We start from the raw sequence: 25,362 nt of genomic DNA, 5'->3' as shown, positions 1-25,362 counted from the left end.
GCTTTTTTGTAGATTTGCGCTACAATATTGATATGAATCGTGGGATGGGTGGCTATACGCTAATGGAGATGATGATAATTGTTGTAGTTGTGTCTATTTTGGCTGGAATTACTTTGGTTGGTGGTGATAGGTTTTTAAATCAAACCAGAGATGAACGTCAGCGTGCCAATGTTGCCACGTTATCGCTGAAGTTGGAACGATATTATAAATACAATAGCGTCAGTCGTATTGGTCATGAATATCCATCGTGCAGAGACTTGATTAAAAATTTTACATCTATTATGGGCGGTGATTCATTGAAAAAAGAAATGGTTAAATGTAATCGGAGCGACTGGGCTGGCGGAAATCATGGTGAGCTATTATATGAGGCGTCTAATATAGATGATGGAGATTGTACGAAGCCAGCTTCTGGTCCTATATCTGACTTAGTAGCGGCAACTTGCACTAAATACAGTATTATTTATAGAGAGCGTTTGACGGGAATAGAAAAAAAGGTGGATAGTATATGGCGCGACTAGTGGGAAAAAGCGATGGATTTACTATTGTTGAGGTAGCGGTGACGTTGGTTGTAATTAGTATTTTTTTGATTGTTATTTTGAGTATGCAGTCACAAGTTAGCCAAATATCAGTCATGAATGCCCAGTACAACAAGGCAAGTCTTCTGGCGTATAATAATATGCGTCGTTACGCGAATGATTCCGCTCCGTCTTGGTTTAAGTGCAACACGACGTCGTCAAATACTAGGTATGAAGTTACGACAACTACTGGTAATGTCGATGGGCTACCCGGAGTAGTTAGGCAACAAATATATGCTTCAGCACCATATGGATGTAAGAGTGGAACAGTTAGCCTGGGGATGCCGATTAAAGTGGAGTCTATTGTAGAATATGGATTGCCAAGCTCTGGCGTGGGTAGTGGAAAGAAGGTGGTACATGCGACATATGTGGCGTTCTAATGAGAGGGGCTTTACCGTAGTCGAATTGGCAATGGTGATGGTTATCATTGCAATGGTCGTCGGCGTATTTAGCCAGATGTTAATTTCATCAAATCAAAGTGCGTCTATCAGTAAGGCAAAAGTTGAGATTAGCCGAAAAATGCACAATTCCATGGATGCAATTGAAACTGACGTGCGTCAAGCTTCGCGCTTTAAGGTGAGTAGTTACGACGGAGAGGATACGTTTGCCACTGATAAAAATTTTCCCGGCGCAACACCTAGAGAGTGGGGATATAGAAGTAATCCGTATTCAAGCGGTGCCATTACTGACCCCGAGAAGAACTCACTTATATTGCTTCAATATGCTACAAATATGGGTAGAGGTGCTGATTCTAGGGAGATTGTTTATCTAAGAACTCCGAAGTTTGACTGTAATGCAAATAAGACTCAGCAGCCGAAGTATAAAAAAATAGTCATATACTTTTTGAAGAATGGAGAATTGCATCGACGGACTATTTATAATGACTTAGTTAATTTCTCCAGTTATCCTCCAACGCCATATTCAGGGGCTGCTGTAAACTATTTTTGTATGAACAGTCTTGATGCTGATAAGTTTAAAGATCGAGCAATGAAGCTTCGTGAGGATTCGATTTTGGCGACCGGAGTTTCGGAGTTTAAGATTAATTACTATGATGGAAAAACACTGATAAGCAAAAATAGTGACGCTCCAGATAGCGATAAGAAAGCTCTTGATGGCGCGGATAATGTAGAAATTACCCTGACAATTCAATCACCTAGCAAGCAAGTTTCTGATTCACAAACCTTAACAATACGAAAGATAAATAACCTATGATTCAACGAAAAAATGGCTATTCCTTGGTGTTGATTATCCTTATGAGCACTTTTATATTGGCGCTTTTGGCTGGTGCTATGAGGGTCGTGACTCAATCGTATATTTACTCTCAGGAGGAGTACTATTATAAATTAGCCCAAGAGGCTGGTGAGGCGGGTACGGCTTACGCCAATGCTTGTTTAGATATCAATGGAGCTGAGCAATCATGGGGCTCAGTTCCTGGCGGAATTGGTTCACTTCGTCCAGAAACCAATTGCAAGGGAGCTGTAGATTTCCCTGGTAATAGATATGTATTTGAGAATAGTAAACTAAGAACAACTTTTGAAGTCGGTGATTTGGAAGCGTCAACTAAAAGTGCAGCCTTGTCAGCTGCTACCGCTCAAATTTCATCTATTGGTCGCGTTGAAATAACAAATGGTAGTGGCACAGTCTTAAAAACTTATACTGCCGTTGTAAAAAAATCGGTCACTTGGCCAGCTGACATTGATGCAACACGTACGGTAAGTGGTACTAATCGTACGTGTGCGATTTTATCAAATAATGTGTGGTGCTGGGGTAGTAATGATAAGGGCCAATTAGGAGATGGAACTACTCACAACTCCAATATCCCAGTAAAAGTTCGCTCTATTGGCGATATGAAAAATGGTGAAATTATCGATATTTTTACAGCACAGCATCATAGTTGCGTGTTAACTAAATCAAGTACTGGCAGGAGAATATATTGTTGGGGCGATAATAGATCCGGACAATTGGGTAATAGTGATTTTGGGGGTAGCTATTCTCCAGTACCGATTGAGATTAAGGTTGTTGGCTCGGCTGCAATCTCGGATTTTTCTGGAGATAAAATTAGCGCAATTGGAGGGACGGGTGATACTTCGTGCGCTATTGCATCAGGTAAGGTGTACTGCTGGGGCGGAAATGACTGGGGGCAGTTGGGTTACGGTAGTCCAGGTAGTCCCGGCCATAGCTCAGCACCAGCGATGATTAATTCGGGCGGACATAACGGTATTCCTAATAATTATTCTGCTACTAAGTTGTCGACTGGCGGATCTCGTTCACGGACTATGTGTGTTATAACTACCGAAAAAAGGGCTTACTGTTGGGGGCAGGCTAGGTTTGGGCAACTGGGCGTTGGTCCAGTAGCTGGTGATAAGTATAGTCGAGCTACTCGAGTTAAGGGGCTGGAAGATGTGATTGATATATCTCAGGATGGATATTGGTGGACAAAAGATCCTAATTATGTAACTCACACCTGTGCTATCGCCAATGCAGGCAGAGTATATTGCTGGGGCGGTGCTGGGCTTGGTCAATCTGGATCTCCAGGGAGCGGTAACCCTAAGAAGCATATTGAGCCGAAGGAAGTCCATGGCTTACCTGGAGTGGCGCTGCAGGTTGAAGTTGGTATTGCTCATTCTTGCGCCTTGATGAATGTTGGCGGCACCAAGAAAGTCTATTGTTGGGGGAGTAATGAGATGGGACAATTGGGGGCGAATGAAAAAAGCACTTCACATTCATTTGGGCCTAAACTGGTGCACGTTGGTGCGGATGGACTACCTCCCTCTGAGCGTGTAGTGAGTTTGTCTGCTGGGGCAAACCGCGGCTGTGCAATTATGTCGAATAAGCGCTCCTACTGTTGGGGATTGAATGATAATGGGCAGATTGGTGACGGAACTTCAGGTAGTGAGAATAATAGGTTTAGTCCAACAGAGTCTTTATTCCTTCGTCCGGTACAAAATCGATATATATATTAAAAAAACGCTTGCGCTTTTAAAAGCGTTGTAGTATTATCAAGTTACAAATCAAACTAACAATTTAGGGGGCACATTATCGTGACTACAAAGAATATCAAAAATCAAGGTTTTACATTAGTTGAGCTTTTGATCGTTATCGTGATCATTGCAATTTTGACAGTTGTTTCTTTGGTTGCATACAACGGTTTGCAAAACCAAGCAAAGACATCTGCTGCTAAATCTGCTGCTGACGCTGTTGCTAAGAAAGCTGAGCTATACAACACAGCAAAGAGTAGCTATCCAACCAACTTGTCAGTCTTAACAAATACTGCTGATTCTGGCGAACCATACTACCTAGATGCAAATACAGTTAAGGCTCCTACTGGAGGTTCTCTCGCTGCCGGTACTGCTCCTACAGAAGCTAATACTGTTGAGTATGCGCCATGTACAGGCAATAAGGGTGCTAAAGTTAAGTACTACAACTTCTCAAAGGACACTGTAGAAGAGCGAACAATTGGTACAGGCTGTTAATCGGCTAAGTATGTAAATAAAAAAACTCCGGCGTTATGTCGGAGTTTTTTATGCGCAGGTTTACATTAAATATCGCGTAGAATATGGCAGAATTCCATAACTTCTTTGCGTAGTTCAGCCAACTCATCGTCATTATCGCGATTATCTATTGACCGTCTCATCCATTCCGCGATTTTTTTCATGTCGTCTTCTTTGGCGCCTCGCGTCGTGACGGCTGGAGTACCTAAGCGAATGCCGCTTGGCCTAAATCTTGGCAGTGGATCATCTGGAATTGCATTGGCATTCAGTGTCAGACCAATTTTGTCCATAGCGATTTCTGCCTCTTTGCCGTCAATACCAAAACTGCTGCGAATGTCTGCCAGGATTAGGTGATTACTGGTGCCGCCAGTTACTAGCTTAAAGCCGCGCTTTTGCAACTCCTCCGCCAATCTTTTTGCATTTTTGACAATTTGCTCGGCGTAATCTTTGAATTCTGGCTGTAAAGCTTCACCGAACGCTACGGCTTTTGCAGCGATGGTGTGCATGTGCGGTCCGCCTTGTGTGCCAGGGAATACTGCTCGGTCAATTAACGTGGGTAGGTTTTCGAGTGTTTTTTCTGGCTTTTTCAATGGATTACCAACTACGCCTCGACTAAGAATCAGCCCGCCTCGTGGTCCACGTAGAGTTTTATGAGTTGTTGTGGTAATTACATGAAAGCCATAGTCGAACGGATTTTTGGCAACGCCACTAACGATTAGCCCTGCGATGTGGCTCATATCCGCCATTAGCATAGCGCCGACCTCATTGCCAATTTCGGCAAATTTTTCATAATCTAACTCTCGTGGATATGCCGAAAATCCCGCCAAAATGATCTTTGGTTTGTGTTTTAAGGCCAATTGACGAATTTCTTCATAGTCAATTTCGCCAGTGTCGATATTTTTTATACCGTAGCGAATGAAGTTGTACTCTCTGGCGCTACGGGTAACTGGAGCGCCATGAGTCAGATGTCCGCCATGCGCCAAATCCATAGCCAGAATGGTGTCGCCAGGCTCGCACCAAGCGTAATAAACCGCCTCATTGGCCTGCGCGCCAGAATGCGGCTGGACGTTAGCGTGATCTGCTTTGAAAAGTTTCTTAGCGCGGTCAATTGCCAGCTGTTCGACTTGATCAGTGTTTTCTTGTCCGCCGTAATAACGTCGACCAGGGTAGCCTTCTGAATACTTATTAGTAAAAACGCTACCGAGCGCCTGAAGCACATCTGACGAAACGTAATTCTCACTAGGAATTAGCTCCAGGCCGTCCGTTTGACGCTTTTTTTCTGCTTTTATAAGTTCTTCAATTTGCTTGTCTTTCATGACTAAACCTCCGTTAATACTTATTATATCATTGCTTATATATATCATTAGTGATATAATTTACGCATGATAAAAGACAAGTATCTTCAAAAAATCGGCAATTTAATCGCTGAAAATCGCCAAAAACAAGGTTTGACACAGACGCAATTAGCTGAGGCGATTGGCACGTCTCAGAGCGCTATTAATCGCATTGAAAACGGGGGTCAGAATATTAGTATTGATATGATCGCTCGAATTAGCGAGGTGTTAAATAATAATATCGTGACTGTAAATCATTCAGGAAAAATGAATTTTAAAGTAACTGGCGGTAAAAAACTGTCTGGTGAGATACAAGTTAAGACTAGTAAAAACGCCGCAGTAGGTCTTCTCTGTGCGAGTTTGTTGAATAAGGGGAAAACGACGCTTAGGAAAGTGGCGCGAATTGAGGAGGTCAACCGAATTATCGAGGTTCTGAACTCGATTGGTGTTAAAACTCGCTGGTTGGATGGCAGTGATCTTGAGATTGTGCCGCCAGCGCGCTTGAAGCTTGAAGATATGGATATTGCTGCGGCGAAGAGAACTAGAACCGTAATCATGTTTCTCGGTCCGCTACTTCATCAATACGACGATTTTAAGTTGCCGTTTGCTGGTGGCTGTAATTTAGGCAAACGCACGGTCGAGCCGCACCTTAGTGGTTTGAGGCATTTTGGAATGAACGTCACGGCGGAGACTGATTATTATCACGCGAAAACGGATGTCAATTCTGGCGATCGAACGATCTTGCTAACGGAGCGTGGCGATACAGTGACGGAAAATATCATTATGGCTGCGGCGTTGTCGCCTAACACTACTATCATCCGTAATGCTAGCCCAAACTATATGGTTCAAGACGTCTGTTTCTTCTTGAAAAAATTGGGTGTGAAAATTGAGGGAATTGGTACGACGACCTTGAAAATCACGGGTCGTAGACGCATTAGTAAAAATCTGGACTATTATCCGAGCGAAGATCCGATTGAAGCGATGAGTTTTATTGCGGCGGCTGTCGTGACGGATTCGGAAATTACTGTTCGTCGTGCGCCGATTGAATTCTTGGAGATTGAATTAGCGACATTGGCGGAAATGGGCCTTAAATTTGAACTCAGCAAGGAATATTTTGCTAATAATGGGCAAACTCGTTTGGTTGATATTAAATTACAGCGTTCCAAACTCCAGGCGGCAAAGGATAAACTTCACGCCTTGCCGTTTCCTGGAATTAATATGGACAATTTGCCGTTCTTGGGACTTATCGCGACGGTGGCGGAGGGCCGCACGTTGGTCCACGACTGGAGCTACGAAAATCGAGCAATTTACTTTACAGAGCTAAGCAAGCTGAATGCGCAAATTGAGTTGGTTGATCCACACCGTGTTTATATCACTGGTCCAACAAAATGGAAGCCAGCCGACGTTGTTGCTCCGCCAGCGCTTCGTCCATCCGTTGTGATACTTTTGGCAATGCTTGCTGCTCCGGGTGTATCGATTCTGCGCGATGTATATTCGATTAATCGCGGATATGAAGAATTAGCCGCACGTTTGAATTCTTTGGGTGCAGAAATAGAAGTTGTTATTGAATAGGAACTCGCTTGATTTACGGTTTTTTCTTTGGCTGAATTTGTGGTTTTGGAAAGATAAATTTTAGATAGTCTTTCATCATTCGGGCGCCAGAAATAATTGGCAAATAGTTGCTTAATTGGTGGCGGATGTGTTTTTCTAACAATTGGTCATTTTTCAAAATAGTGGCCGCTTTATGCATATTGACGTATAGAGACGAAACCTCGGCCTCATAGTTTTTTCCGGTAACCTCCAGGCAGGCGATTGGCTGAATGTCGGCAACACCGCCGTCGCTAGTAGAGATGAGGAGTTTCAAATTAGCGACGTCTTTTTCCCACGAAGTGCCGCACGCTTCTAATCCAATGATAGGAATATTTATCGAGACATCCGAGCCGATCGCTAACGCTCGTCCCAACTCTTCGTCGTAATCTTGTATGTAATGAACACGCTCCTTGAGGACTGGATCGTTATCAATCAATTTTAATACTTCGAGCAATTTCTGATACATCGTCACGTCGCCTTGGTGAACTTTTCCTGTCAGAATATAATGCGCGTTGTGGCTAATGAGAATTTGGCGCAATGAATCTGGGTTTTCAAATGGCATATAAGGTCGTTTGTAATTGGCGAATCTTCGCTTGAAGTCGAATAATATTGCATTTTCTGGGATTTGTATGGATTTTCCGTACTGGTCTTGGCGACTCAATAGGACTCGATTCAATTCCTTTCGACCGAGTTTTTTCAAATATCTCAAATCCGCGCTACTCAGCGAGTCTAATTTTTCAGAAAAATCATTTGTGGGCAGCCCAAATTTATCGATAATGCCATGATTGCGATATGTTTGCAGCGTTTCAGGCAGCACCCACGTTTCAAGATCTATTCCATTAGTAATGGCTTGAAATTTAACTTTGTCGTTGTTACGGTCGCGGAAATTTGCTACGCGGGCATGTAATTTACTTACACCATTCTTCGCTTCAGTAAGTTCAATTGCCAAAAGATTCGGCCTCAGTCTGTCATTACGGAATTGTTCCATTAGCCAGCAACGCACAGCATTACTTTTTATATTTGGCAGAACTAATTTTTCAAATTGCGAACGATGAAATTCCGGTTCGGCAGCCTGAAGAAGCGTGTGGTTTGTGTAAAGTGTGTGTTTACGAACATAAACGATGGCTTCATATAAATTCATTCCGTTAGCACACAGCTCGTCTAGTCGTGCCAATGCAGCAAAAATCGTTGCGGTCTCATTAAGTTGAATAACAGCTGGCTTAATACCGAGGAGTTTTAATGCTTTATAGCCGCCAAATCCCAGCGCTACTTCTTGGTATAATCTATGGTCGCCGGATCCGTCACCTTCGTACAATTGTCCAAAGTTCGGTTCTGAAATTGTAACAAATTGTGTTGAACCGAGCGTCTTCTTGAAAATGCTTAAGCTTGCGTCTGGGAATCCGTTTGAACTTACGAAAACTTCGTCAATATATTCAAATCCGTAATCTTGAGGTGAAACGGATTCCGAAAACTCTTCTTGTGCGAGGTCGGTAATTTTTTGGTGTGATTCGCTACGATAAAACGGCGTCACTACTACGAATGGAACTTCCAATTTTTCAGCTACACGTCGCGTGTCCGCCGCTAAAACTCCAAGTCCGCCGCCACCCTTAATGCCATTGGACTTATCATAAATTTCCATTGTCCAGTAGACGTATGGTCGGTTTTCAGACAATTGGTGCGTCAAGCTACTTCGTTCAATTACATCATAAAAATCGGACGCATCTTCAATATCGTGCGGTTGGTATTTTGGCTTTTCTGTATAAATATATGGATCCATCGATGCCCTTTATGGATTGAAATTGTCTAACTTGGTGCGGGTGGGGAGAATCGAACTCCCATCTCAAGTTTGGAAAACTTGCATACTAACCGCTGTACTACACCCGCAAGCTTTTACTATTGTAGCAGAAAGATGTTATAATGTGAATACGCCCTGATAGCTCAGCTGGATAGAGCAGGAGACTTCTAAGCTCAAGGTCGTAGGTTCGAATCCTACTCGGGGCGCCACTTCATATAACTAATGGGGAATATATGGATGCGAACAAAAAGCCGCAAATGACGCGGGAAATGATAATGAGATTATCTGGTCCTTCGAGGAGGTCAGTTGATGGTTTTAGTGCATATGGAGTTACGGGCAGAGCGCCGATTGTTAATCGTAGTTTGAATTCAGAGCGTCGATATATTAAGGGTTATGAATCCTCGATATCTGCTAATAATTCCGGCAATCGAAGGCCGTTTGGTGCGGAAATAAGTGTAGTGTCTCGGTCGAGGAGTGTTAATAATTCTGATGACATTGGTTTATCTGGTGGGAATCGACGAGTTAATAGTTTGCAGAATAATAATGCTTCGTCAGGCGTGAACAATTCTCGCCAGTCGTTTAACGCTAATCGAATTACTTTTCGTGAACCGCCTTCTCGCGGATATAATCCGTTTGGATAAATAAAAAATCCCCACTTCAATGTGAGGTTATTTTTTGGAGGGCCAGGAGGGGCTCGAACCCTCGACACCCTGCTTAAGAGGCAGGTGCTCTAACCAGCTGAGCTACTGGCCCACGATTTCATTATACAACAATTAATAAAAATGTCTACCGTTTTATTGAAAATAATTTATCGGTGTGAATAAATTGTCGTAAAACTTGGGGCGAATGATGGGGTTCGAACCCACGGCCTCCGGAGCCACAATCCAGCGCTCTAACCAAACTGAGCTACATCCGCCATAAACCAAGCTTCTCAAATTATAGCACATACTATATCTGTACTCAAGATGGTAAAATTGCTATACTTAATGACAATGAGAGAACTAAATGGCTCAGAACTAGCTGGATTTATTAAGGAGCGTCAGGCGAAACAGGTGCGAGCTTTAAGACAGGCTTGGCATATTAATCCTCGTTTGGCAATTGTTACTGATGTCGAAAATCCGGTTATTGAAATGTACATGCGTTTGAAACAGAGGTATGGCGCCGATATTTTGATTGACGTGGAGATTCATCGAGTCCCTGCGGGCGGTGCTTTGGAGGTGATTCAAGAATTGAACAATCGAGACGACGTTCAAGGAATAATTCTGCAATTGCCGATTAGTAATTCTGATCAGACTGATGAATTACTCGAGAGTATTCGAGAAGATAAAGACGTTGATGGTTTGCGCAAGAGGGCGATTTTTCAGGCGGCTACACCAACGGCTATTAGTTGGCTACTGGCTGGATATGGTGTTGATTTGAAAAATAAAAAAGTTGCAATTGTCGGGCGAGGTCGTTTGGTCGGTGCGCCTCTTGAGAAAATGTGGCTGAAGTCTGGTGTTGATGTGACGGTTTTTGAAAAAGGTGACGATTTATCTCAATTGATAAATTACGATATTATCGTGTCGGCAACTGGAGTCCCGGGGCTGATTAAAAGCCGAATGATTAAACCTAAAGCAGTTGTTATTGATGCGGGAACTGCTTCGGAAAATGGAAAAATTATTGGTGATGCGTCTGAAGAAGTGCGTCAGCGCAATGATGTAATTATTACACCAAAAAAGGGCGGAGTTGGTCCGTTAACAGTCTCTGCGTTGTTTGATAATGTGATTACGGCTTGTCTAAAAATTGCGAATCAATCAAAAAACTAGGCAGCTTTTATGGCAGCTTTGACCTGTTCGACAACTTGGCGTGGCGTGAGATTTGCCTTTACGATATAGCTATGAATTCCTAATTTCTTCAAATCGTGTGGAGCTTCTTCCTCGCCGAGGTTGGTAAGGATGATAACGGGAATGGTTTTTCCCCAATCTTTAGACCTAATCCGCTTCAAAGCCTCTGCTCCGTCCATTTCCGGCATTTGTAAGTCTAACAAAATAATATCTGGCTGAAACTTTTCGACTACTTCTATGCCAATTTGTCCATTGGCGGCCAAGCGGACGTCAAACCCGTCAGATTCAAACTTCATGCGATACATCTGGCTAATGGTTGGATCATCTTCAATGATGGCAATTTTTATCATGTTTTAAGTATATCACATAAATTATGCTATAATTTTTGGCATGGAAAACTTTGGGAATGAACGATATACCGCAGTGGGGATGGGCGATTTTCTTGATGGAATTGATTGCAAGGCTAATGAAGAACTTAATGAGGAGATTATAAACCTTAGACACGAGGGGTATAATGTTAGGGTCGGGGAAAAGACCGATCCTGCATATAATAATCCGGATAAAATTCAGGACATATACAATTATCTGGAACGAGGCGAAGCGGAATTAAAGGATGTTCGTAAAGATATTATTCATATAAATTTGGCAGCGGCAGCGCTTGCGAGTGTCCTAGAAAAGATTCCTTTTGTAAGAGAAAATAAATGGGGCAATGTTATAGATGCTTATCTGGAGGTTTTTCGCGACAAGTTATTGTACGGTAAAGATCAGACTGATTCGCAGCCGTGGCATAATCAGCGAGGTTCCGCACTGACATTTTTGACAATTTCTGAAGCTGAGGATTTGAGTGTTTTTGATGAAAATGGCGAAATATTGTCAGAAGGTAAATATCCAACTATGAGTGGTCCGCTGGATGAGTCGGTATTTGATGAGAAGATTAATGGCTTGCCACTGACAGAAGTTATGATTCAAGATAAAATCAACAACGGCGTAGATAAAGCGACAGCTATTGAAGAGGTAGAGAAGAGAATTAGTGAAGTCCGAGAGTTTATCCAGGCGCCGGTGACGGAGAAGTTTTCTAACGTCATTCGGCATTGTGCGGATTCGCTTGGTATTCGTGAGCGAGTGGAAACAGTGAATGGCCTATCGATTGATCATTTGATGAAAATGGCGGAAAAAGAAAATCGTTCAATTGACGATATGTTGGTGATGAGTTTTGGTTGCGGAACGGGATTGGCGACTTTGAAGATGCTGAAAAAACTTAAGGACGAAACGGGTGAGGCGCCAACGGTTATCCTGCTAGACCAAGATCCGTTGTCTCTAGCGGCGGCGCAGAGCTTGGCTAAGAAATGGAATTTGGAAGATAAGATTGAAGTTCATTGCGAGCGATTATTCAGTAAGCTTGGCAAACCTTTGAGTTTGGAGGGAGTTCTGGGTGATCGTAAGCTGGATATTGCGGAAGATTCTGGCTTGCGAGAATATTTGCCGGATGGCGTTTATAAACAATTGACACGAGAATCATTGAAGTTTTTACGAACTGGCGGACTAATGATCACTGGCAATATGAATGTAAATCGCCCACAAAAAGAATTTTTGCATGGACTAATGGGGTGGGTTCCAAAGGTTAGGATGCGCTCAATTAAAGAAGGTTTTAAATTGCTCCAAAAATCTGGCATACCAAAAGAATCTATTAAAGCTACAGTTACCGCAAGCGGCGTTTACACAGTTTTTGCGATTGAAACATAAAATTAAATGCTATAATAAGCATTAGTATGATGGTACGAGCATTAGTACTAGGATTGGTTGCGTTGATGGCGCTAATTTTGGGCGTACTCGTACTTAAAAAGTCGAAGCGTCATCATGATGCGAAGCATTGGTTTTTTCTGGTTTGTCTATGTTTGGCTGTGTGGTCAGCTGGACTTGAGGTGTTTTCTTTGGCAGACAATAGTGTGATGCTGGACACTGCGTCTAGGTGGTTTTATGTCGCTTCAGCTATTTTTTGTCCTGCGTTGGCTATTTTTACTACGAAGTCGTTTCTTCCATCGACAAAATCAACGAAGAGTTTTATCTACGCGTCTAGTATACTAATAACGATTTTTTCGCTATATATCATTTTAGTTCCTGAGTTTATAATTAATGTCTCGGAGGTTAATACACCAGTAGATTTCTCGCAGATTCCGATCCATGCAATCCACTATGTTATTTTTGCAACTTTTTTCTTGGTATTCTTTCTAATTTCTATGTGGTTTGGCTATGTTGCGTGGAAAAAGTCGGATTCTATTCGACGCAAGCAAGTCGCTATCTATATGATTGGTTTATTGATATGTAGTATTCCCGGGTTTGCAGTGGACTTATTGCTTCCGGCGCTTGGCGATTATCGATACGTATGGGTCGGTCCAGTTGCTACGATTATTTTCTTATTTGCAATTATGTATAGCATAGTCAGATATCGATTAATGGATGTAAAGATGGCGGTAGCTCGAAGTGTCTCGTATATGCTACTACTAATCGCATTGGCTGTTGTTTATATAATTTCTGCATATATCATTTCAATTGTAGTTTTTCAGCGTAGCCTTACGATCGATAGTCATGTAAATCTTATGAATATGATTTTGGCTATGGTTTTGGCGGTCACATATCAGCCCGTGAAGAGATTTTTTGATAAGTTTACGGATAGGGTTTTTTACTACGGAGAATACGATGCTGACACTTTTACTCGTGAGATCAGTAAAATATTGACATATACGGCGGATTTGCAGCTATTGACTCGACGCATTAGCAGCTACATAGCAAGCTCTCTAAAAGCTGAAAAAGTGGCGTTTTGTATTCCAGAAAAAGGAATATATGGCCGGGCGGGTCGGCGACGAATAGCTGTTGTTGAGGAAGATATTCGTAGTATCATGGATTACTATTATAAAAACTGTAGTTTTCCGGAAGTTATTTTGGCGAATCAAGTAAAAGATCCAGAGCTGAAGAAACTTTTGGATATTCATCGTACGAAAATCGTTATGCCGCTATTGTATCAAAATCAAGAAACGGGAATTCTATTTCTGGGTGAGCATAAGAGTTTAGGCTATAGTTCTCGCGATATTGAAATGCTGGAATCGATTGCCGGGGAATTGGCGGTGTCGATTCGAAACTCTTTGTCGCTGGAAGAGATTAATGAATTGAATAAGAGTTTGCAACGCAAGATTGACGAAGCGACTAAAGAATTGAGATTTAGCAATCGTCAGCTTCAAAGGTTAGACGAGGCGAAGAATGAATTTATTTCTATGGCTTCACATCAATTAAGAACGCCGTTGACTAGTATAAAAGGTTATCTGGATATGATGCTGGAGGGCGATTTGGGAAAGATTACGCCAACGCAACGTGCGGTTCTTAGGGAGGCATTTTCTTCGAGTGAGCGTATGGTGAGGCTGATAAATGATTTTCTCAACGTTTCTAGGCTTCAAACTGGCAAATTTAATATTGATAAACAGAAGATAGATATTGCTCAAATTCTTCGGGATGAAGTTGCTTTACTTAAGGTTGTGGCAGATCAGAGATCTGTCGAGATGAATCTAAAGATTGATAAAAAAGTTCCATTGATTGTGGCCGATTCCGAAAAGATTCGTCAAGTTATACTAAATATGATTGACAACGCCATTTATTATTCAGATCCTCATAAAAAAGTGATAATTTCTCTAAAAAATAATAACGACATGATCGAATTTACAGTGAAAGATTCGGGAATTGGTGTGCCAAAATCGGAGCAAGCAAATTTGTTTGGCAAATTCTTCCGTGGTACAAACGCTAGGAAAAAGCGACCAGATGGCACTGGCGTTGGCTTATTTTTGGCGAGGAAAGTTATCTTGTCGCACGATGGCGAAATGATCTTTGAATCAGAAGAAGGAAAAGGTAGTACCTTTGGATTTAAGCTACCGGTTCGTTAATGAAACAGGCTCAATATTCCAGAAATAACGATAACTAAGGCGATTATAACGAGCCCCGCCATGCCAATGGTACGAATGAGCTTTTTTCGATCAAAAAACCATTGAGATAATTTGGAGCGATTCGTCGCCGTAATCCTTGTTACTTTTGGTCGCTGAGATGTTGCGTCCATCCCAGAATATTTTTTATTGCGCTTTTTCTTCTGCTTTGTCATGGAAATATTATACATTAACAGATGGCGGCGGAGAAGTGTCTGATTTGCTATAGACAATTCGACAATAATTTGTTATGATATCTGAAGTCGTGGCCTTATCGTCTAACGGTTAGGACACCAGGTTTTCATCCTGGCAATCCGGGTTCGATTCCCGGTAAGGTCACCATAAAGATTTTTTAGAATAGCTCGCTTATTGTGGCGAGCTTTTTTCATTGTCGTTTCGTAGTTTCTTTGGTAGTGGACTCATCATCAGCCTGAGGCGTCATTTCGGAATAGGCTTCAAGTATATCACTCTCCTTATATTTCGTTTTATGTGAGCGCTCGATTGCATACCAGATTGTTACGGGTATTAGCAGGGCGGTATTTATGCAATATATCATAATTGCAGCTTCTATGGACCCAACAATATTTACAAATACTCCTGTATAGAATAAAAAGAAAATAATTACAGTAGTTGATCCGAAAATAAAGAACAAAATTTTTGAGATAATGTATTTATCTATTTCTGGCATAATATTTTATATTCTAGCATTAAGGAAATGGGTAAGCTAGTTTTGATTAATACAAATCTTGGCATTAAATAAGTATTACAAGTCTTCTTGGTGCCATTTTTCATCACTGTTATTTCGTGGTATAATTTAAAAAATGAGCAATAATATATTTAAACGAACAAAAATATTAGCAACAATTGGGCCAGCAACGTTCAGCCAGGAAAAGGTCTACCAATTGTTGGAGGCTGGTGTTAACGGCATCCGTATGAATTTTAGCCATGGCGCCAATGAAGAGAGAGTTGAACAGATCAATTGGGTGCGTACGGCTAGTGAGCAATTAGGGAAGCCTGTGGCGATTTTACAGGATTTGCAGGGTCCAAAGATTCGCCTAGGTGTTCTAAAAGATAACATGTTGAATGTTAAGGCTGGTGATATGTTAGTTTTGGACTCAGAAATTGCTGAGCATGACGGTAGTTTTAATTTGCCTGTTCAATATAATCTGGCGGAGAAAATGAAAGTTGGCGAGCCACTTTACATATTTGATGGAAAGATTAAGACGATTGTACGAGAAATAGCTAGCCCAACTGCAATTCGCATAGAAGTTCAGAACGACGGCTTCTTAATGAGTCGCAAGGGGTTGAACCTGCCTGATACAGACTTTGGTGGAGATATTCTTACTCAAAAAGACATTGCGGATTTGGAGTGGGGTGCAAATCAGGATCTTGATTATGTTGCGCTAAGTTTTGTGCAAAAAGCTGACGATATTAACGACCTAAGGCGCCGTATGGTGGAGCTGGGTTCGACGGCTGACATTATTGCTAAGATTGAAACAAAATCTGCTATTGATCCAGAAAACCTGGAAGAGATTGTTAAGGCTAGTGATGGCGTTATGGTTGCTCGCGGCGACTTGGCTGTGGAAGCTGGCGCGGAAATTGTCCCAGTTATGCAGCGTAGAATTATCGCCTTGTGTCGCAAGTACTGTAAGCTGGTGATTGTTGCCACTCAGATGATGGGTAGTATGGTTGACAACCCAGAGCCTAGTCGTGCTGAAGTAAGCGACGTCGCTAACGCTGTGATTCAGGGTGCTGATGTGGTTATGTTATCTGATGAGACCGCCAACGGTAAATATCCTATTGAGACTGTTCGGGCAATGCGCAAGACAATCTCTTACACTCAAGAGCATAGCGAAGTCATGCTGGTTGAGAAGACTGAAATGCGTGAAAAAACTGATGCAATTTTGAGCTATACTGCTGCGCAATTAGCGCGAAGAATTAAGGCTAGGGCAATTATTGCAGAAACTCACACCGGTGCTACCGCGGTAAATGTTGGTGCATATCGTCCGAACTTACCAATTGTTTGCGTAACAGAAAACGTGAAGACTGCGCAAAAATTAGCGTTAAACTACGCTTCTCGTCCGTATGTTCGGCCAAATGATTCGGGCGCCGCAGCTAAGCTTGCTGAAGAATTGAAGCAAGAGGGTTACTTTGGTGAAGATCCAGTTACTGTTGTATTGGTGAGTGGTCATCATCCAGAACCGGGAAGAACTGACAACATTCAAATTAAGACGTTGTCGTAAGGAGAAGTTGGGTGGGCAGAAAATTTCCGAAGCAAACGATTCGTGATGTCGATCTACGTGGAAAAACTATTCTTCTGCGAGCAGATTATAATGTGCCACTAACAAAGCGCGGTCAGATTTCTGATGATCTAAGAATTCGCGCTTCGCTGCCCACGCTTCGATATTTGCTGGAGCAGAATTGCAAGATTGTTATCATGTCTCATTTGGGGCGACCAAAAGGTAATGATCCTAAGTTTAGCTTGAAAGTTGTCGCAGATCACCTATCCAAGTTGTTGGGCCGTCCGGTGGAATTGCTGGATGATTGCGTGGGCGAAGCTGTTCATCAAGCTGTTCGCCGCGCGCCACGAGGCAGTATTCTTATGTTGGAGAATTTACGCTTTTATGACGAGGAGGAGGCTAATGATTTAACATTTGCCAAGTCAATTCAGCGCGCTGTCCGAGCAGATTATTTTGTGCAGGACGGATTTGCGGTCGCACACAGGGCGCATGCCAGCACTCATGCGATTACATTGTGCGTTCCGGGGCTAGCGGGATTACTATTAGAAAAAGAATATGTAACTATCACTGAGGCGATGAATAAGCCAAAACGTCCGTTGGTTGCGGTTATTGGCGGTGCGAAAGTTAGTGATAAAATATTACTGATTAAGCGTCTGATTAAAAAGGCGGATCGGATTTTAATTGGTGGCGCCATGTCAAACACGTTTTTATATTGCCGTGGATTTAATGTCGGTAAGAGTGTGTTTGAGTCAGGAATGGAAAAGGTTGTCGCGGAAATTTATGATTTGGCAGCGGCTAAGGTTGGCGTAGAGAATGTTGACGATTTTTTGGTATTGCCGATTGATATGGCGGTTGCGCCAGAGATTTCTAAAGATTTTCCTCGTCAAGAAGTTAATATTGATAAAATAAAGAGATCAGATATGGCGCTGGATATTGGAAGTCAGACGATTGAGAAATTCACGAAAATACTGGCCGGCGCGAAGATGGTTATTTGGAATGGTCCGCTGGGCTATGCTGAAATTGATAATTTTGCAATCGGTTCAGCGCGAGTGGCGCTAGCTATTGCTCAAAATAAAGGGGTTATTTCAATAGTCGGCGGCGGAGATACGGCTGATTTTATATTGAAATGGGACGGACATGATGGTGCCAATTTTACCCATGTTTCTACCGGTGGCGGAGCTAGTATGGCTCTGATGGCTGGTAAAAAATTGCCCGGAATTGAAAGTTTACTAGACGTATACGGTTTGAGGTGATAAACTAAGCATAAGGATTATCTCATGAGAAAAAAGTTAATCATCGGTAACTGGAAAATGAACTTCAATATGCAGGAGGCTAGCTTATATTTGCATAAGCTAATGAATACACTACCTTCGCACAGGGATGTTGAAGTGGTGCTGGCGCCTACTATTCTGACACTGCAGAGTTTGAGTTTGCAAATTAATCGTCGGATCGCCAAGTTGGCAGCTCAGAATTGCTATTGGCGAGATTCGGGCGCGTACACAGGAGAAATTCCAGCAGCGCATCTTCGTGGAATTGCCGATTATGTATTGATTGGACATTCGGAGCGTCGCTATATTTTCATTGAAAGCGAAAAAGATATTCGACTTAAAGTTCAAGCGGCAATTCGAAATCGTATTCATCCAGTTCTATGTGTAGGTGAGACGATTCAAGAAAAAACTCTTGGCGAAACGAAGGATGTTTTGGCTGATCAATTGACTAGCGGTCTGGCTAACGTGACAGCGGACGAACTGGGTGAGGTAGTTGTCGCGTATGAGCCGATTTGGGCAATCGGTACTGGTGATAGTGCTAGGGTATCTGATGTAAAAAAGGCTACGCAGATGATTCGACGACATATTTCTCACTTGTATGGTAAAAAAGCGGCAGAATCAGTGAGAATTGTATATGGCGGCAGTATTACACTAATGAATGCCGTAGATTATTTGGCAATTGATGAACTTGATGGTTTGTTGGTTGGTACAGCTAGTTTGGATGTACATCAGTTTAAGGAGATAATCTCAAAAGCACATAAAGGTTAAAAAATAGGGGGCATATGACAGATATTGATTTTGACGAGTTGGATAGGGCGGTGAGTTCTCTTATGAACAAGCAGCAAGAAAAGGAATCTTCAATAGCTAGTGAAGTCGACAAAGAGTCTTCTGTTTTTGCAGAGGATAAGTCGGCAAAGGAAAGTGTCGTTAATGATAGCTTTGCGCCTCCTGTAACTCCGTTTTCGTCTTCCTCTAACTCTACTTCGACCTCTTCTGTTTTATCTTCTACGCAGCTGATTTCTCAGGCTGAATCAAAAAAGGAATCTCTGGATTCCAACATTCAGCATAAAGAGGATAATGGTTCTGTAAATAAGGAGGGGTCTGCTTCATCAGTCGGTATAACCTCTGGTGCGGCGGCTAATGAGGCTAAAACTTCGCCTATAATCGCAAAGCGCCCAACTGGTCGTTTTATGGATGTTGTTAGGCCCTCATCTAGTAACGGTACTCAGAAACCTGTCATTTCTGCGCCATCTCGTACCGGCTTATCAATCCAGCCTTCCACGGACCTAGTTGATGTAGTCAGTGTGGGTAGTAAATCTTCTAAGCCAGAGGTAAATATACATAGCGTAAATACGGAGTCTGGTGTGTTTGAGAGTACTCCCGATCTTAAAGATGTACATGACGAGTCCGTCTTTTCTGAAATTGAGAATGCATCCATCGAAGAGGTGTCGTTAACAGATAGAATAGCGCAATCATTAGCCGTAGATAATAGCGAAACTTCTGCTGCGCCAATAGATATTCCATTGGAGTCTCCGTTTATTGCTAATGTTGAAGTGGAGAAGCGGCCACTTGGTTCTACTGGTCAAGCCGCAGCTGACCCTGAAGTAGATATTGATGAGAATACACCTGTATCTGATGATTCTGAGAAGATGAAACTGGAGCATCAGTATAATGCTAATTTATCTAATTATAGTATGGATGAGAGCTCCTTGAATAATACTTCTGATTTGACAATGGACTTGAGTCCTGAAATTATAGCGATTGAAGAGTCTGGAGTTCCTGAATCTGCGGGTATCAATGAAGAGATGATTTCTGATGTAGATGGATCTTTAATCGAATCTTCCGAGTTGCCTGAAAAAGAAGCCATGGATTCTGAGTTGACGCCGATGTTTGATGCTGTATCTACGGAGGTTAAACCTTCAGCTGGTAAAGAGAAGAAAAAATCTGGGTTGCTAATAGCGTTGCTTATTGTTCTATTTTTGGCAATTGGTATGGCTGGCGGTGCTGTTTCGTACTTTTTGCTGATAAAATAGATATATGTCTAATTTTACTGACGGATTAAATAGCGAGCAGGCTCGAGCGGTGACGCACGCTGATGGGCCACTGTTGATTTTGGCTGGAGCTGGATCTGGAAAGACTAAAACTCTGACCCATAGAATTGCCTATTTGATTGGCGAGTTGAAAATATTTCCTAGTCGAATATTGGCGGTTACATTTACTAATAAAGCTGCGAAGGAAATGCGTCAGCGATTGGCGCAAATATTGGGTGAAGATTCTGAAAATCGGCAATTTATGCCGTGGATGGGAACTTTTCACAGTATTTGCGTGCGAATGTTGCGGATGGATGGTGAAAATATTGACCTGAACAAGCGATTCTTAATTTACGACACCGACGACCAAATAAGCTTGATGAAGCAAATTATGAAGGCTCGCGGCTTGACGGATAAAGACATTAAACCTCGAGCTGTACTTTCGGTTATTTCAAACGCTAAAAATGAAATGCGAAATGCTGAGGATTTTTCCGCTTCGACTCGCGGTCCAAGAGAACAAAAAATAGCTGAATTGTTTTTTGCTTATGAAAAAGCTCTGAAAGATGCTTCGGCTTTGGATTTTGACGATTTATTGATAAAAACCGTGGAATTATTGAGAAATAAGCCAGACATTCGTCATAAATGGCAACAGCAATTCGAGCATATTCTGATTGACGAGTATCAGGACACGAATGCAGTGCAGTATGCGCTAATTAAGCTGCTGGTGAATTCGCGTCGCAATTTATGTGTGGTTGGTGATGACGCTCAGTCGATTTATAGTTTTCGCGGGGCTGATTATACTAATATTCTCAATTTTGAGCGTGATTTTCCGGGCACGACGGTGGTTAAGTTGGAGCAAAATTATCGTTCGACTGGCGCGATTTTGAATATGGCAAATGCGCTGATTAGTCATAATATTCATAGAACTGATAAAAATTTATGGACGGCGAATGGCGACGGTATTGAGCCAAAATTATGGCAATTATACAATGAGTCTGAGGAGGCTTTAGCGATTGCGAATGAGATTCAGGCGCAAATTGCGAACGGCCGTCAATACGGCGACGTGGCGGTGTTATACCGAACGAATGCGCAAAGTTACGCAATTGAGCGAGCCTTGCGTCAGAGCTATATTCCGTATAAAATCGTCGGCGGTCTGCGATTTTTGGATCGAGCGGTCGTTAAGGATCTATTGGCATATCTTCGATTGTTATATCAGCCGAGTGATCGAGTTAGTTTTTTGCGAATTGTGAATACGCCAAAACGCGGTGTTGGAGCAGTAAGTATTTCTAAGTTTCTGGACTGGAATGACGCGTCAGGGAAAGATATAATTAGCGGGTTGCTGGCGGTTGAGGAGGCGGATACTTTGACAACGCGCGCAAAGCGTCCGTTGCTAGAGTTTGGTCAAAAATTGCACGATTTGCAGCAGGAAATTGACGGATCTCCAGCCGAACTGATTGAAAAAATCATGAAAAGTACTGGCTATGAAGATTTTATAAACGACGGAACGCCGCAAGCTGAGGAGCGAATGGAAAATATCGGGGTGCTTTTATCGGAAGCGAAGGCTTACGTTGATGTGGCGACGTTTTTGGAAGAGATGGCTTTGATGTCTTCGACGGACACAACTGTCGATCAGCAAGTGACGCTCATGACGCTTCATGCGGCTAAAGGCTTGGAGTTTCCGGTGGTTTTTTTGGCGGGACTGGAAGAGGGGATTTTGCCGCACGCAAGAGTGTTTGATAGCGGCAATGCTGATGACGTCGAAGAGGAGCGCAGGTTGTGCTATGTTGGTGTAACTCGGGCGAGGGAAGAATTGTTCGTTAGTTGTGCTAGTTCTCGGACGCAATTTGGTCAGATTGGCTATAACATGCCATCGAGGTTTTTGGACGAGATGGGCTTGATAGCTGGTGGTGTTGATAGGCCAGCTCAGCTGATCGTAGAACCTGATTTTTATTCGGAAGATATTGGTTTGGAAGTTGGTGATCGAGTTCGCAGTCCGAGTTTTGGTTCGGGGGAAATTATTGATAGCGAAGGGCTGAGTGTTACGGTTCGATTTGACAATGGGAATATTAAGAAATTGAATGTCGAGTTCGCACGCTTGGAGAAAATTTGATATAATAAGAATACCTGCGTTGTGGGTGTGAACTTATGGGTATAAGATTACAAGCAAAACACTATTCTAAGAAAATTACGTTTGTTTCTGGCGCGATATTGATGCTGGTCGGCGGTTTATTTTTTGTTAATCAAGCATTAGCTGACGCTACTAAGCCAGCAGCCAAGGCTGACGAAAAGTTGGTAACGATTTACGACAGAGGCGTAGAAAAGACGATTGTTACAAAAGCGAGGACGATTCGCGAGGCTTTGAAATTGGCTAAGTTTTCTATTGATGAACGCCAAGACGTAGTCGAGCCGAGTCTTGATTCGGAGATGGTGGCGGAGAAGTACAATATTAACATTTTCCGCGCTCGTCCAATAACAATTGTCGATGGAAATAAACGCCTGAAAATAACCACTGCCGAACAAACACCAGCTTTGATCGCGAAGGCTGCTGGAATTGAAGTTTTTGAAGAGGACAAAACTACTCTAACTAATTCCGATAATATGGCGGTTGATGGCGCAAATATAGTAATGAAAGTTGACAGGGCCTCGATGATTAATTTTGTACTTTACGGCAAAGAATCTGTCATTCGCACACATGCTAAGACGGTTGGCGAGCTATTGAAAGAGAAGAATATTAACCCAAAGAAAGATGATACGCTATCTGTGGATCGTTTGGCAAAAATTATTCCCGGAATGAAAATTGAACTTTGGCGTAATGGCAAGCAAACCATAACAGCAGAAGAAGATGTAAAATTTGAGGTTGAAAAAGTTCAAGACGCGAATCGAGATTCGGGATATCGCGAAGTAAAACAAGCGGGCGAGAATGGTAAGAAGAATGTTACTTATGAAATCGAAATGAAGAACGGTGTGGAGGTGAGCCGTAAGGAAATTGCTAGTGTTGTAACAAAAGAGCCAAAGAAGCAGATTGAGATTGTGGGGACGAAAGTTAGCCTACCTTCTGGATCTCATTCGGATTGGATGTCTGCGGCTGGCATTAGTCCTGATGATTATGGCTACGTGAACTTCATTTTTACGAAAGAGTCAACTTGGCGAACAACGGCTAGGAATGGGCAATATGCTGGGCTCGGTCAGACGAATATAAATAAGCTTTCTCAGGCTTGTCCAAACTGGCAAAGTGATCCAGTTTGCCAGATTAGAGTTTTCAATAATTATGCCGTAAGTAGATATGGTAGTTGGGCTGGGGCTTACAATGCATGGAATCGCCAAAAATGGTGGTAGACTAACGCTGGTGGCGTAAGTTGGTTGCAGTCTATAGATAAAAAGCGCTTAATCTGATATAATTTATTTGACTAGGTTAACAAGTCATTGTATGATTATGCGCGCAAAAGGTTTATTTTTTGGAAAAATTATTGGATTAGCTGTGTTGGTTGCGATTGCGACTCCAATGGTTTCGTTTGCTGACGGAAAGACTTCTGGTGAGCATTTGGTTCGTATTTATGATCGCGGCGAAGAAAAGACTATTATCACAAGCGCATTGACTGTTCGACAGGCCTTGCGCGCAGCTAAGATTACGATTGACGAAAAGATTGATGCGGTTGAACCGAATATTGATATGGAATTGACCGGCGCAAAATACCAGGTCAATATTTTCCGTGCTCGTCCAATAACAATCGTCGATGGAAATAAACGCCTGAAAATAACCACTGCCGAACAAACACCAGCTTTGATTGCGAAGGCTGCTGGGCTGACTTTATATCGCGAAGATAAGACACATTTTACGAATTCTGACGATCTTTTGGTAAATGGTGTTGGTTTGGTGATGAAGATTGAGCGATCAAAACAGCGAACGATAACCGAAGAAGCTGATGTTAATTTTGATATTGAGCAGATTAAGGACGATTCTCAGCCGATTGGATTTAAGAGTGTTAAGCAGCTTGGGGAAAAAGGTGTGCGGAAGGTGACTTATCAGGTTGAGGTAGAGAATGAGCGCGAGATTAGTCGTAAGGAAGTTGCTAGCGAAATCACAAAGCAGCCAAAGAAGCAGATTGAAATAATTGGTACGAAGCCTAAAAATCCATTGACGAAAAGCAAGGGCGCGCAGATATTTACCGATTCTAAGGGTGTAGCACATCGCGAGACGTATTATGATTTGCCGATGAATATTGTGATAAAAGCTTGTGGCAGCGGCGGTACTTATACGGTGCGGGCGGATGGCGCGAAGGTTGATAAGGATGGCTATATTTTGGTGGCGGCCAATTATGGTAATTATCCACGATGTTCGGTGGTTGAGACCAGCATGGGTCCGGGCAAGGTTTACGATACTGGCGGATTTGCAGTTAAGCATCCGCACGGATTCGACTTGGCGACTGACTGGACTAATGGGGATGGGCGCTAAATGGCTTCTTCTCATGGACCAAAAAAATCGCTCGGACAGCACTGGCTGAAGGATCCGGAGATTTTAGCGGATATTGCTGAAGCGGCCGAATTGACGTGTGATGATGTCGTATTGGAGATCGGCCCGGGGCTAGGCACCTTGACTAGTCGCTTGTTGGCTCGGGCTAATTCGGTGACCGCCGTGGAATTTGACACAGATTTGGCGCGAAAATTACCAGGGCAATTTCCGGGTAAGAAATTAACTGTCGTGAATCAAGATATATTGCAATTTGATCTGAACCAATTGCCAAAAAATTACAAAGTCGTAGCTAACGTCCCGTATTACATTACCAGCAAAATTGTTGAAAAATTGATGACCGCGGAAAATAAGCCGAGCGTCGCAGTGCTATTGGTACAAAAAGAAGTTGCCGAGAGAATTGCGGCAGAGGCTGGGAATATGAGTATTCTGTCTGTGAGCGTTCAGATTTTTGCCGAAGCGGAGCTGGATATTGAAGTTCCTAGGCAGTTTTTTACGCCACCACCAAAGGTTGACTCGCAGGTTGTGGTTTTAAGAACTCGTAATAATCCGTTAATTACTCCAGAAGATCAGAGAGATTTTTTCCGCATTGTTAAGGCAGGATTTTCTGCAAAGCGTAAGAAGTTGCGTTCTAGCTTGAGCGGTGGGCTGGGGATTGATAAAAGTGCCGTGGAAGAATTGCTGAAAAATGCAGGAATTTCACCAGATGCTCGTGCTGAAGATTTGGCGATTGAAGATTGGAAGAGGTTGCTGAAAAAGTGGCGGAATTAAATAAGAACGACT

At 42.6% G+C, this 25,362-nt stretch carries 23 protein-coding genes and 5 tRNA genes; 20 read left to right on the top strand and 8 right to left on the bottom strand.

What is annotated here, in order from left to right; genetic code table 11:
- Positions 1-32 precede the first annotated feature (32 nt).
- From LR957_RS02620 to LR957_RS02600, 5 genes are all read left to right on the top strand, one after another.
- Complete coding sequence (locus LR957_RS02620) at positions 33-518, top strand: type IV pilin protein (RefSeq protein ID WP_232272799.1); 486 nt, start codon at positions 33-35, stop codon at positions 516-518.
- Positions 506-955, top strand: a complete 450-nt coding sequence (locus tag LR957_RS02615; RefSeq protein ID WP_232272798.1) for a type IV pilus modification PilV family protein — start codon at positions 506-508, stop codon at positions 953-955. Before LR957_RS02620 ends, LR957_RS02615 begins: the two co-directional genes overlap by 13 nt.
- Entirely contained in the window at positions 942-1,787 is an 846-nt protein-coding gene (locus LR957_RS02610) for a type II secretion system protein (protein ID WP_232272797.1), read from the top strand. Before LR957_RS02615 ends, LR957_RS02610 begins: the two co-directional genes overlap by 14 nt.
- Positions 1,784-3,538, top strand: coding sequence for an RCC1 domain-containing protein (locus LR957_RS02605; protein ID WP_232272796.1), 1,755 nt, complete (start codon positions 1,784-1,786; stop codon positions 3,536-3,538). The genes LR957_RS02610 and LR957_RS02605 overlap by 4 nt, the downstream gene beginning before the upstream one ends.
- Before the next feature lie 78 nt (positions 3,539-3,616).
- Positions 3,617-4,048: a prepilin-type N-terminal cleavage/methylation domain-containing protein gene (locus LR957_RS02600; RefSeq protein WP_232272795.1), complete on the top strand. Its 432-nt coding sequence runs from the start codon at positions 3,617-3,619 to the stop codon at positions 4,046-4,048.
- Positions 4,049-4,113: 65 nt separating this feature from the next.
- Here the strand turns inward: LR957_RS02600 and LR957_RS02595 are convergent, their stop codons facing one another.
- On the bottom strand, positions 4,114-5,382 hold the full coding sequence (locus LR957_RS02595; protein ID WP_232272794.1) for a serine hydroxymethyltransferase: 1,269 nt from the start codon (positions 5,380-5,382) through the stop codon (positions 4,114-4,116).
- Between the two features lie 69 nt (positions 5,383-5,451).
- Between LR957_RS02595 and LR957_RS02590 the strand changes: the two genes are divergently transcribed.
- A complete protein-coding gene (locus LR957_RS02590; protein ID WP_445082936.1) occupies positions 5,452-6,972 on the top strand; it encodes a helix-turn-helix domain-containing protein in 1,521 nt (506 codons plus the stop codon).
- Positions 6,973-6,985: 13 nt separating this feature from the next.
- Here the strand turns inward: LR957_RS02590 and LR957_RS02585 are convergent, their stop codons facing one another.
- Together LR957_RS02585 and LR957_RS02580 are read right to left on the bottom strand one after the other, a co-directional pair.
- The gene (locus LR957_RS02585) at positions 6,986-8,767 is read right to left on the bottom strand and encodes a glycogen/starch/alpha-glucan phosphorylase (protein ID WP_232272792.1); all 1,782 of its coding nucleotides are present in this window, start codon (positions 8,765-8,767) and stop codon (positions 6,986-6,988) included.
- 32 nt (positions 8,768-8,799) lie between these two features.
- Positions 8,800-8,874: transfer RNA gene (locus tag LR957_RS02580), tRNA-Gly, on the bottom strand.
- 43 nt (positions 8,875-8,917) lie between these two features.
- Between LR957_RS02580 and LR957_RS02575 the strand changes: the two genes are divergently transcribed.
- Both LR957_RS02575 and LR957_RS02570 read left to right on the top strand, forming a co-directional pair.
- A tRNA-Arg gene (locus LR957_RS02575) sits at positions 8,918-8,994 on the top strand.
- 24 nt (positions 8,995-9,018) lie between these two features.
- Positions 9,019-9,426: a hypothetical protein gene (locus tag LR957_RS02570; RefSeq protein ID WP_232272791.1), complete on the top strand. Its 408-nt coding sequence runs from the start codon at positions 9,019-9,021 to the stop codon at positions 9,424-9,426.
- Positions 9,427-9,461: 35 nt separating this feature from the next.
- Here LR957_RS02570 and LR957_RS02565 read toward each other — a convergent pair.
- Together LR957_RS02565 and LR957_RS02560 are read right to left on the bottom strand one after the other, a co-directional pair.
- Positions 9,462-9,538, bottom strand: a tRNA-Lys gene (locus LR957_RS02565).
- A gap of 85 nt (positions 9,539-9,623) precedes the next feature.
- Positions 9,624-9,701: transfer RNA gene (locus LR957_RS02560), tRNA-His, on the bottom strand.
- Between the two features lie 76 nt (positions 9,702-9,777).
- On the opposite strand from LR957_RS02560, the gene LR957_RS02555 reads away from it, so the two are divergent.
- Positions 9,778-10,590 (top strand): bifunctional 5,10-methylenetetrahydrofolate dehydrogenase/5,10-methenyltetrahydrofolate cyclohydrolase, encoded by an 813-nt coding sequence (locus tag LR957_RS02555; RefSeq protein ID WP_232272790.1) that lies wholly within the window; start codon positions 9,778-9,780, stop codon positions 10,588-10,590.
- On the opposite strand, the gene LR957_RS02550 is transcribed toward LR957_RS02555, so the two are convergent.
- Positions 10,587-10,958, bottom strand: coding sequence for a response regulator transcription factor (locus LR957_RS02550; protein WP_129744100.1), 372 nt, complete (start codon positions 10,956-10,958; stop codon positions 10,587-10,589). The two genes, LR957_RS02555 and LR957_RS02550, sit on opposite strands and share 4 nt — an antisense overlap.
- Positions 10,959-10,998: 40 nt before the next feature.
- On the opposite strand from LR957_RS02550, the gene LR957_RS02545 reads away from it, so the two are divergent.
- Entirely contained in the window at positions 10,999-12,351 is a 1,353-nt protein-coding gene (locus LR957_RS02545) for a class I SAM-dependent methyltransferase (RefSeq protein ID WP_232272789.1), read from the top strand.
- Positions 12,352-12,377: 26 nt separating this feature from the next.
- Positions 12,378-14,537: a sensor histidine kinase gene (locus tag LR957_RS02540; RefSeq protein WP_232272788.1), complete on the top strand. Its 2,160-nt coding sequence runs from the start codon at positions 12,378-12,380 to the stop codon at positions 14,535-14,537.
- On the opposite strand, the gene LR957_RS02535 is transcribed toward LR957_RS02540, so the two are convergent.
- On the bottom strand, positions 14,534-14,749 hold the full coding sequence (locus LR957_RS02535; RefSeq protein WP_232272787.1) for a hypothetical protein: 216 nt from the start codon (positions 14,747-14,749) through the stop codon (positions 14,534-14,536). The two genes, LR957_RS02540 and LR957_RS02535, sit on opposite strands and share 4 nt — an antisense overlap.
- 91 nt (positions 14,750-14,840) lie before the next feature.
- On the opposite strand from LR957_RS02535, the gene LR957_RS02530 reads away from it, so the two are divergent.
- Positions 14,841-14,915: transfer RNA gene (locus tag LR957_RS02530), tRNA-Glu, on the top strand.
- A gap of 43 nt (positions 14,916-14,958) precedes the next feature.
- On the opposite strand, the gene LR957_RS02525 is transcribed toward LR957_RS02530, so the two are convergent.
- Entirely contained in the window at positions 14,959-15,261 is a 303-nt protein-coding gene (locus LR957_RS02525) for a hypothetical protein (protein ID WP_232272786.1), read from the bottom strand.
- Positions 15,262-15,394: 133 nt separating this feature from the next.
- Between LR957_RS02525 and pyk the strand changes: the two genes are divergently transcribed.
- The 8 genes from pyk (at position 15,395) to rsmA (ending at position 25,350) form a co-directional block, all read left to right on the top strand.
- Positions 15,395-16,816, top strand: a complete 1,422-nt coding sequence (gene pyk / locus LR957_RS02520; protein WP_232272785.1) for a pyruvate kinase — start codon at positions 15,395-15,397, stop codon at positions 16,814-16,816.
- A gap of 11 nt (positions 16,817-16,827) precedes the next feature.
- Positions 16,828-18,066, top strand: coding sequence for a phosphoglycerate kinase (locus tag LR957_RS02515; protein WP_232272784.1), 1,239 nt, complete (start codon positions 16,828-16,830; stop codon positions 18,064-18,066).
- Positions 18,067-18,090: 24 nt separating this feature from the next.
- Positions 18,091-18,849, top strand: a complete 759-nt coding sequence (gene tpiA, locus LR957_RS02510; protein ID WP_232272783.1) for a triose-phosphate isomerase — start codon at positions 18,091-18,093, stop codon at positions 18,847-18,849.
- 14 nt (positions 18,850-18,863) lie between these two features.
- Positions 18,864-20,114 (top strand): flagellar basal body-associated FliL family protein, encoded by a 1,251-nt coding sequence (locus LR957_RS02505; protein WP_232272782.1) that lies wholly within the window; start codon positions 18,864-18,866, stop codon positions 20,112-20,114.
- A 4-nt stretch (positions 20,115-20,118) separates the two neighbouring features.
- Positions 20,119-22,221, top strand: coding sequence for an ATP-dependent helicase (locus LR957_RS02500; protein ID WP_232272781.1), 2,103 nt, complete (start codon positions 20,119-20,121; stop codon positions 22,219-22,221).
- A gap of 35 nt (positions 22,222-22,256) precedes the next feature.
- Positions 22,257-23,447, top strand: a complete 1,191-nt coding sequence (locus tag LR957_RS02495; RefSeq protein ID WP_232272780.1) for a resuscitation-promoting factor — start codon at positions 22,257-22,259, stop codon at positions 23,445-23,447.
- Between the two features lie 91 nt (positions 23,448-23,538).
- Complete coding sequence (locus LR957_RS02490) at positions 23,539-24,564, top strand: resuscitation-promoting factor (RefSeq protein WP_232272779.1); 1,026 nt, start codon at positions 23,539-23,541, stop codon at positions 24,562-24,564.
- Positions 24,565-25,350, top strand: a complete 786-nt coding sequence (gene rsmA / locus LR957_RS02485) for a 16S rRNA (adenine(1518)-N(6)/adenine(1519)-N(6))-dimethyltransferase RsmA (protein WP_232272778.1) — start codon at positions 24,565-24,567, stop codon at positions 25,348-25,350.
- The last annotated feature ends 12 nt before the right edge of the window (positions 25,351-25,362 follow it).

The sequence above is a fragment of the Candidatus Nanosynbacter sp. HMT-352 genome (assembly GCF_021222645.1).
Classification (GTDB): Bacteria; Patescibacteriota; Saccharimonadia; order Saccharimonadales; family Saccharimonadaceae; genus Nanosynbacter.
This window is presented reverse-complemented; position numbering and strand designations above follow the sequence as displayed.

What these genes read in the sequence shown, in the direction of transcription:
- LR957_RS02595 (WP_232272794.1), bottom strand. Translation starts at nt 5,382, where the DNA reads ATGAAAGACAAGCAAATTGAAGAACTTATAAAAGCAGAAAAAAAGCGT.
- LR957_RS02610 (WP_232272797.1), top strand. Translation starts at nt 942, where the DNA reads ATGTGGCGTTCTAATGAGAGGGGCTTTACCGTAGTCGAATTGGCAATG.
- tpiA (WP_232272783.1), top strand. Translation starts at nt 18,091, where the DNA reads ATGAGAAAAAAGTTAATCATCGGTAACTGGAAAATGAACTTCAATATG.
- LR957_RS02535 (WP_232272787.1), bottom strand. Translation starts at nt 14,749, where the DNA reads ATGACAAAGCAGAAGAAAAAGCGCAATAAAAAATATTCTGGGATGGAC.
- LR957_RS02500 (WP_232272781.1), top strand. Translation starts at nt 20,119, where the DNA reads ATGTCTAATTTTACTGACGGATTAAATAGCGAGCAGGCTCGAGCGGTG.
- LR957_RS02585 (WP_232272792.1), bottom strand. Translation starts at nt 8,767, where the DNA reads ATGGATCCATATATTTATACAGAAAAGCCAAAATACCAACCGCACGAT.
- LR957_RS02490 (WP_232272779.1), top strand. Translation starts at nt 23,539, where the DNA reads ATGATTATGCGCGCAAAAGGTTTATTTTTTGGAAAAATTATTGGATTA.
- rsmA (WP_232272778.1), top strand. Translation starts at nt 24,565, where the DNA reads ATGGCTTCTTCTCATGGACCAAAAAAATCGCTCGGACAGCACTGGCTG.
- LR957_RS02540 (WP_232272788.1), top strand. Translation starts at nt 12,378, where the DNA reads ATGATGGTACGAGCATTAGTACTAGGATTGGTTGCGTTGATGGCGCTA.
- LR957_RS02620 (WP_232272799.1), top strand. Translation starts at nt 33, where the DNA reads ATGAATCGTGGGATGGGTGGCTATACGCTAATGGAGATGATGATAATT.
- LR957_RS02545 (WP_232272789.1), top strand. Translation starts at nt 10,999, where the DNA reads ATGGAAAACTTTGGGAATGAACGATATACCGCAGTGGGGATGGGCGAT.
- LR957_RS02615 (WP_232272798.1), top strand. Translation starts at nt 506, where the DNA reads ATGGCGCGACTAGTGGGAAAAAGCGATGGATTTACTATTGTTGAGGTA.
- LR957_RS02570 (WP_232272791.1), top strand. Translation starts at nt 9,019, where the DNA reads ATGGATGCGAACAAAAAGCCGCAAATGACGCGGGAAATGATAATGAGA.
- LR957_RS02550 (WP_129744100.1), bottom strand. Translation starts at nt 10,958, where the DNA reads ATGATAAAAATTGCCATCATTGAAGATGATCCAACCATTAGCCAGATG.
- LR957_RS02605 (WP_232272796.1), top strand. Translation starts at nt 1,784, where the DNA reads ATGATTCAACGAAAAAATGGCTATTCCTTGGTGTTGATTATCCTTATG.
- LR957_RS02495 (WP_232272780.1), top strand. Translation starts at nt 22,257, where the DNA reads ATGGGTATAAGATTACAAGCAAAACACTATTCTAAGAAAATTACGTTT.
- LR957_RS02505 (WP_232272782.1), top strand. Translation starts at nt 18,864, where the DNA reads ATGACAGATATTGATTTTGACGAGTTGGATAGGGCGGTGAGTTCTCTT.
- LR957_RS02525 (WP_232272786.1), bottom strand. Translation starts at nt 15,261, where the DNA reads ATGCCAGAAATAGATAAATACATTATCTCAAAAATTTTGTTCTTTATT.
- pyk (WP_232272785.1), top strand. Translation starts at nt 15,395, where the DNA reads ATGAGCAATAATATATTTAAACGAACAAAAATATTAGCAACAATTGGG.
- LR957_RS02555 (WP_232272790.1), top strand. Translation starts at nt 9,778, where the DNA reads ATGAGAGAACTAAATGGCTCAGAACTAGCTGGATTTATTAAGGAGCGT.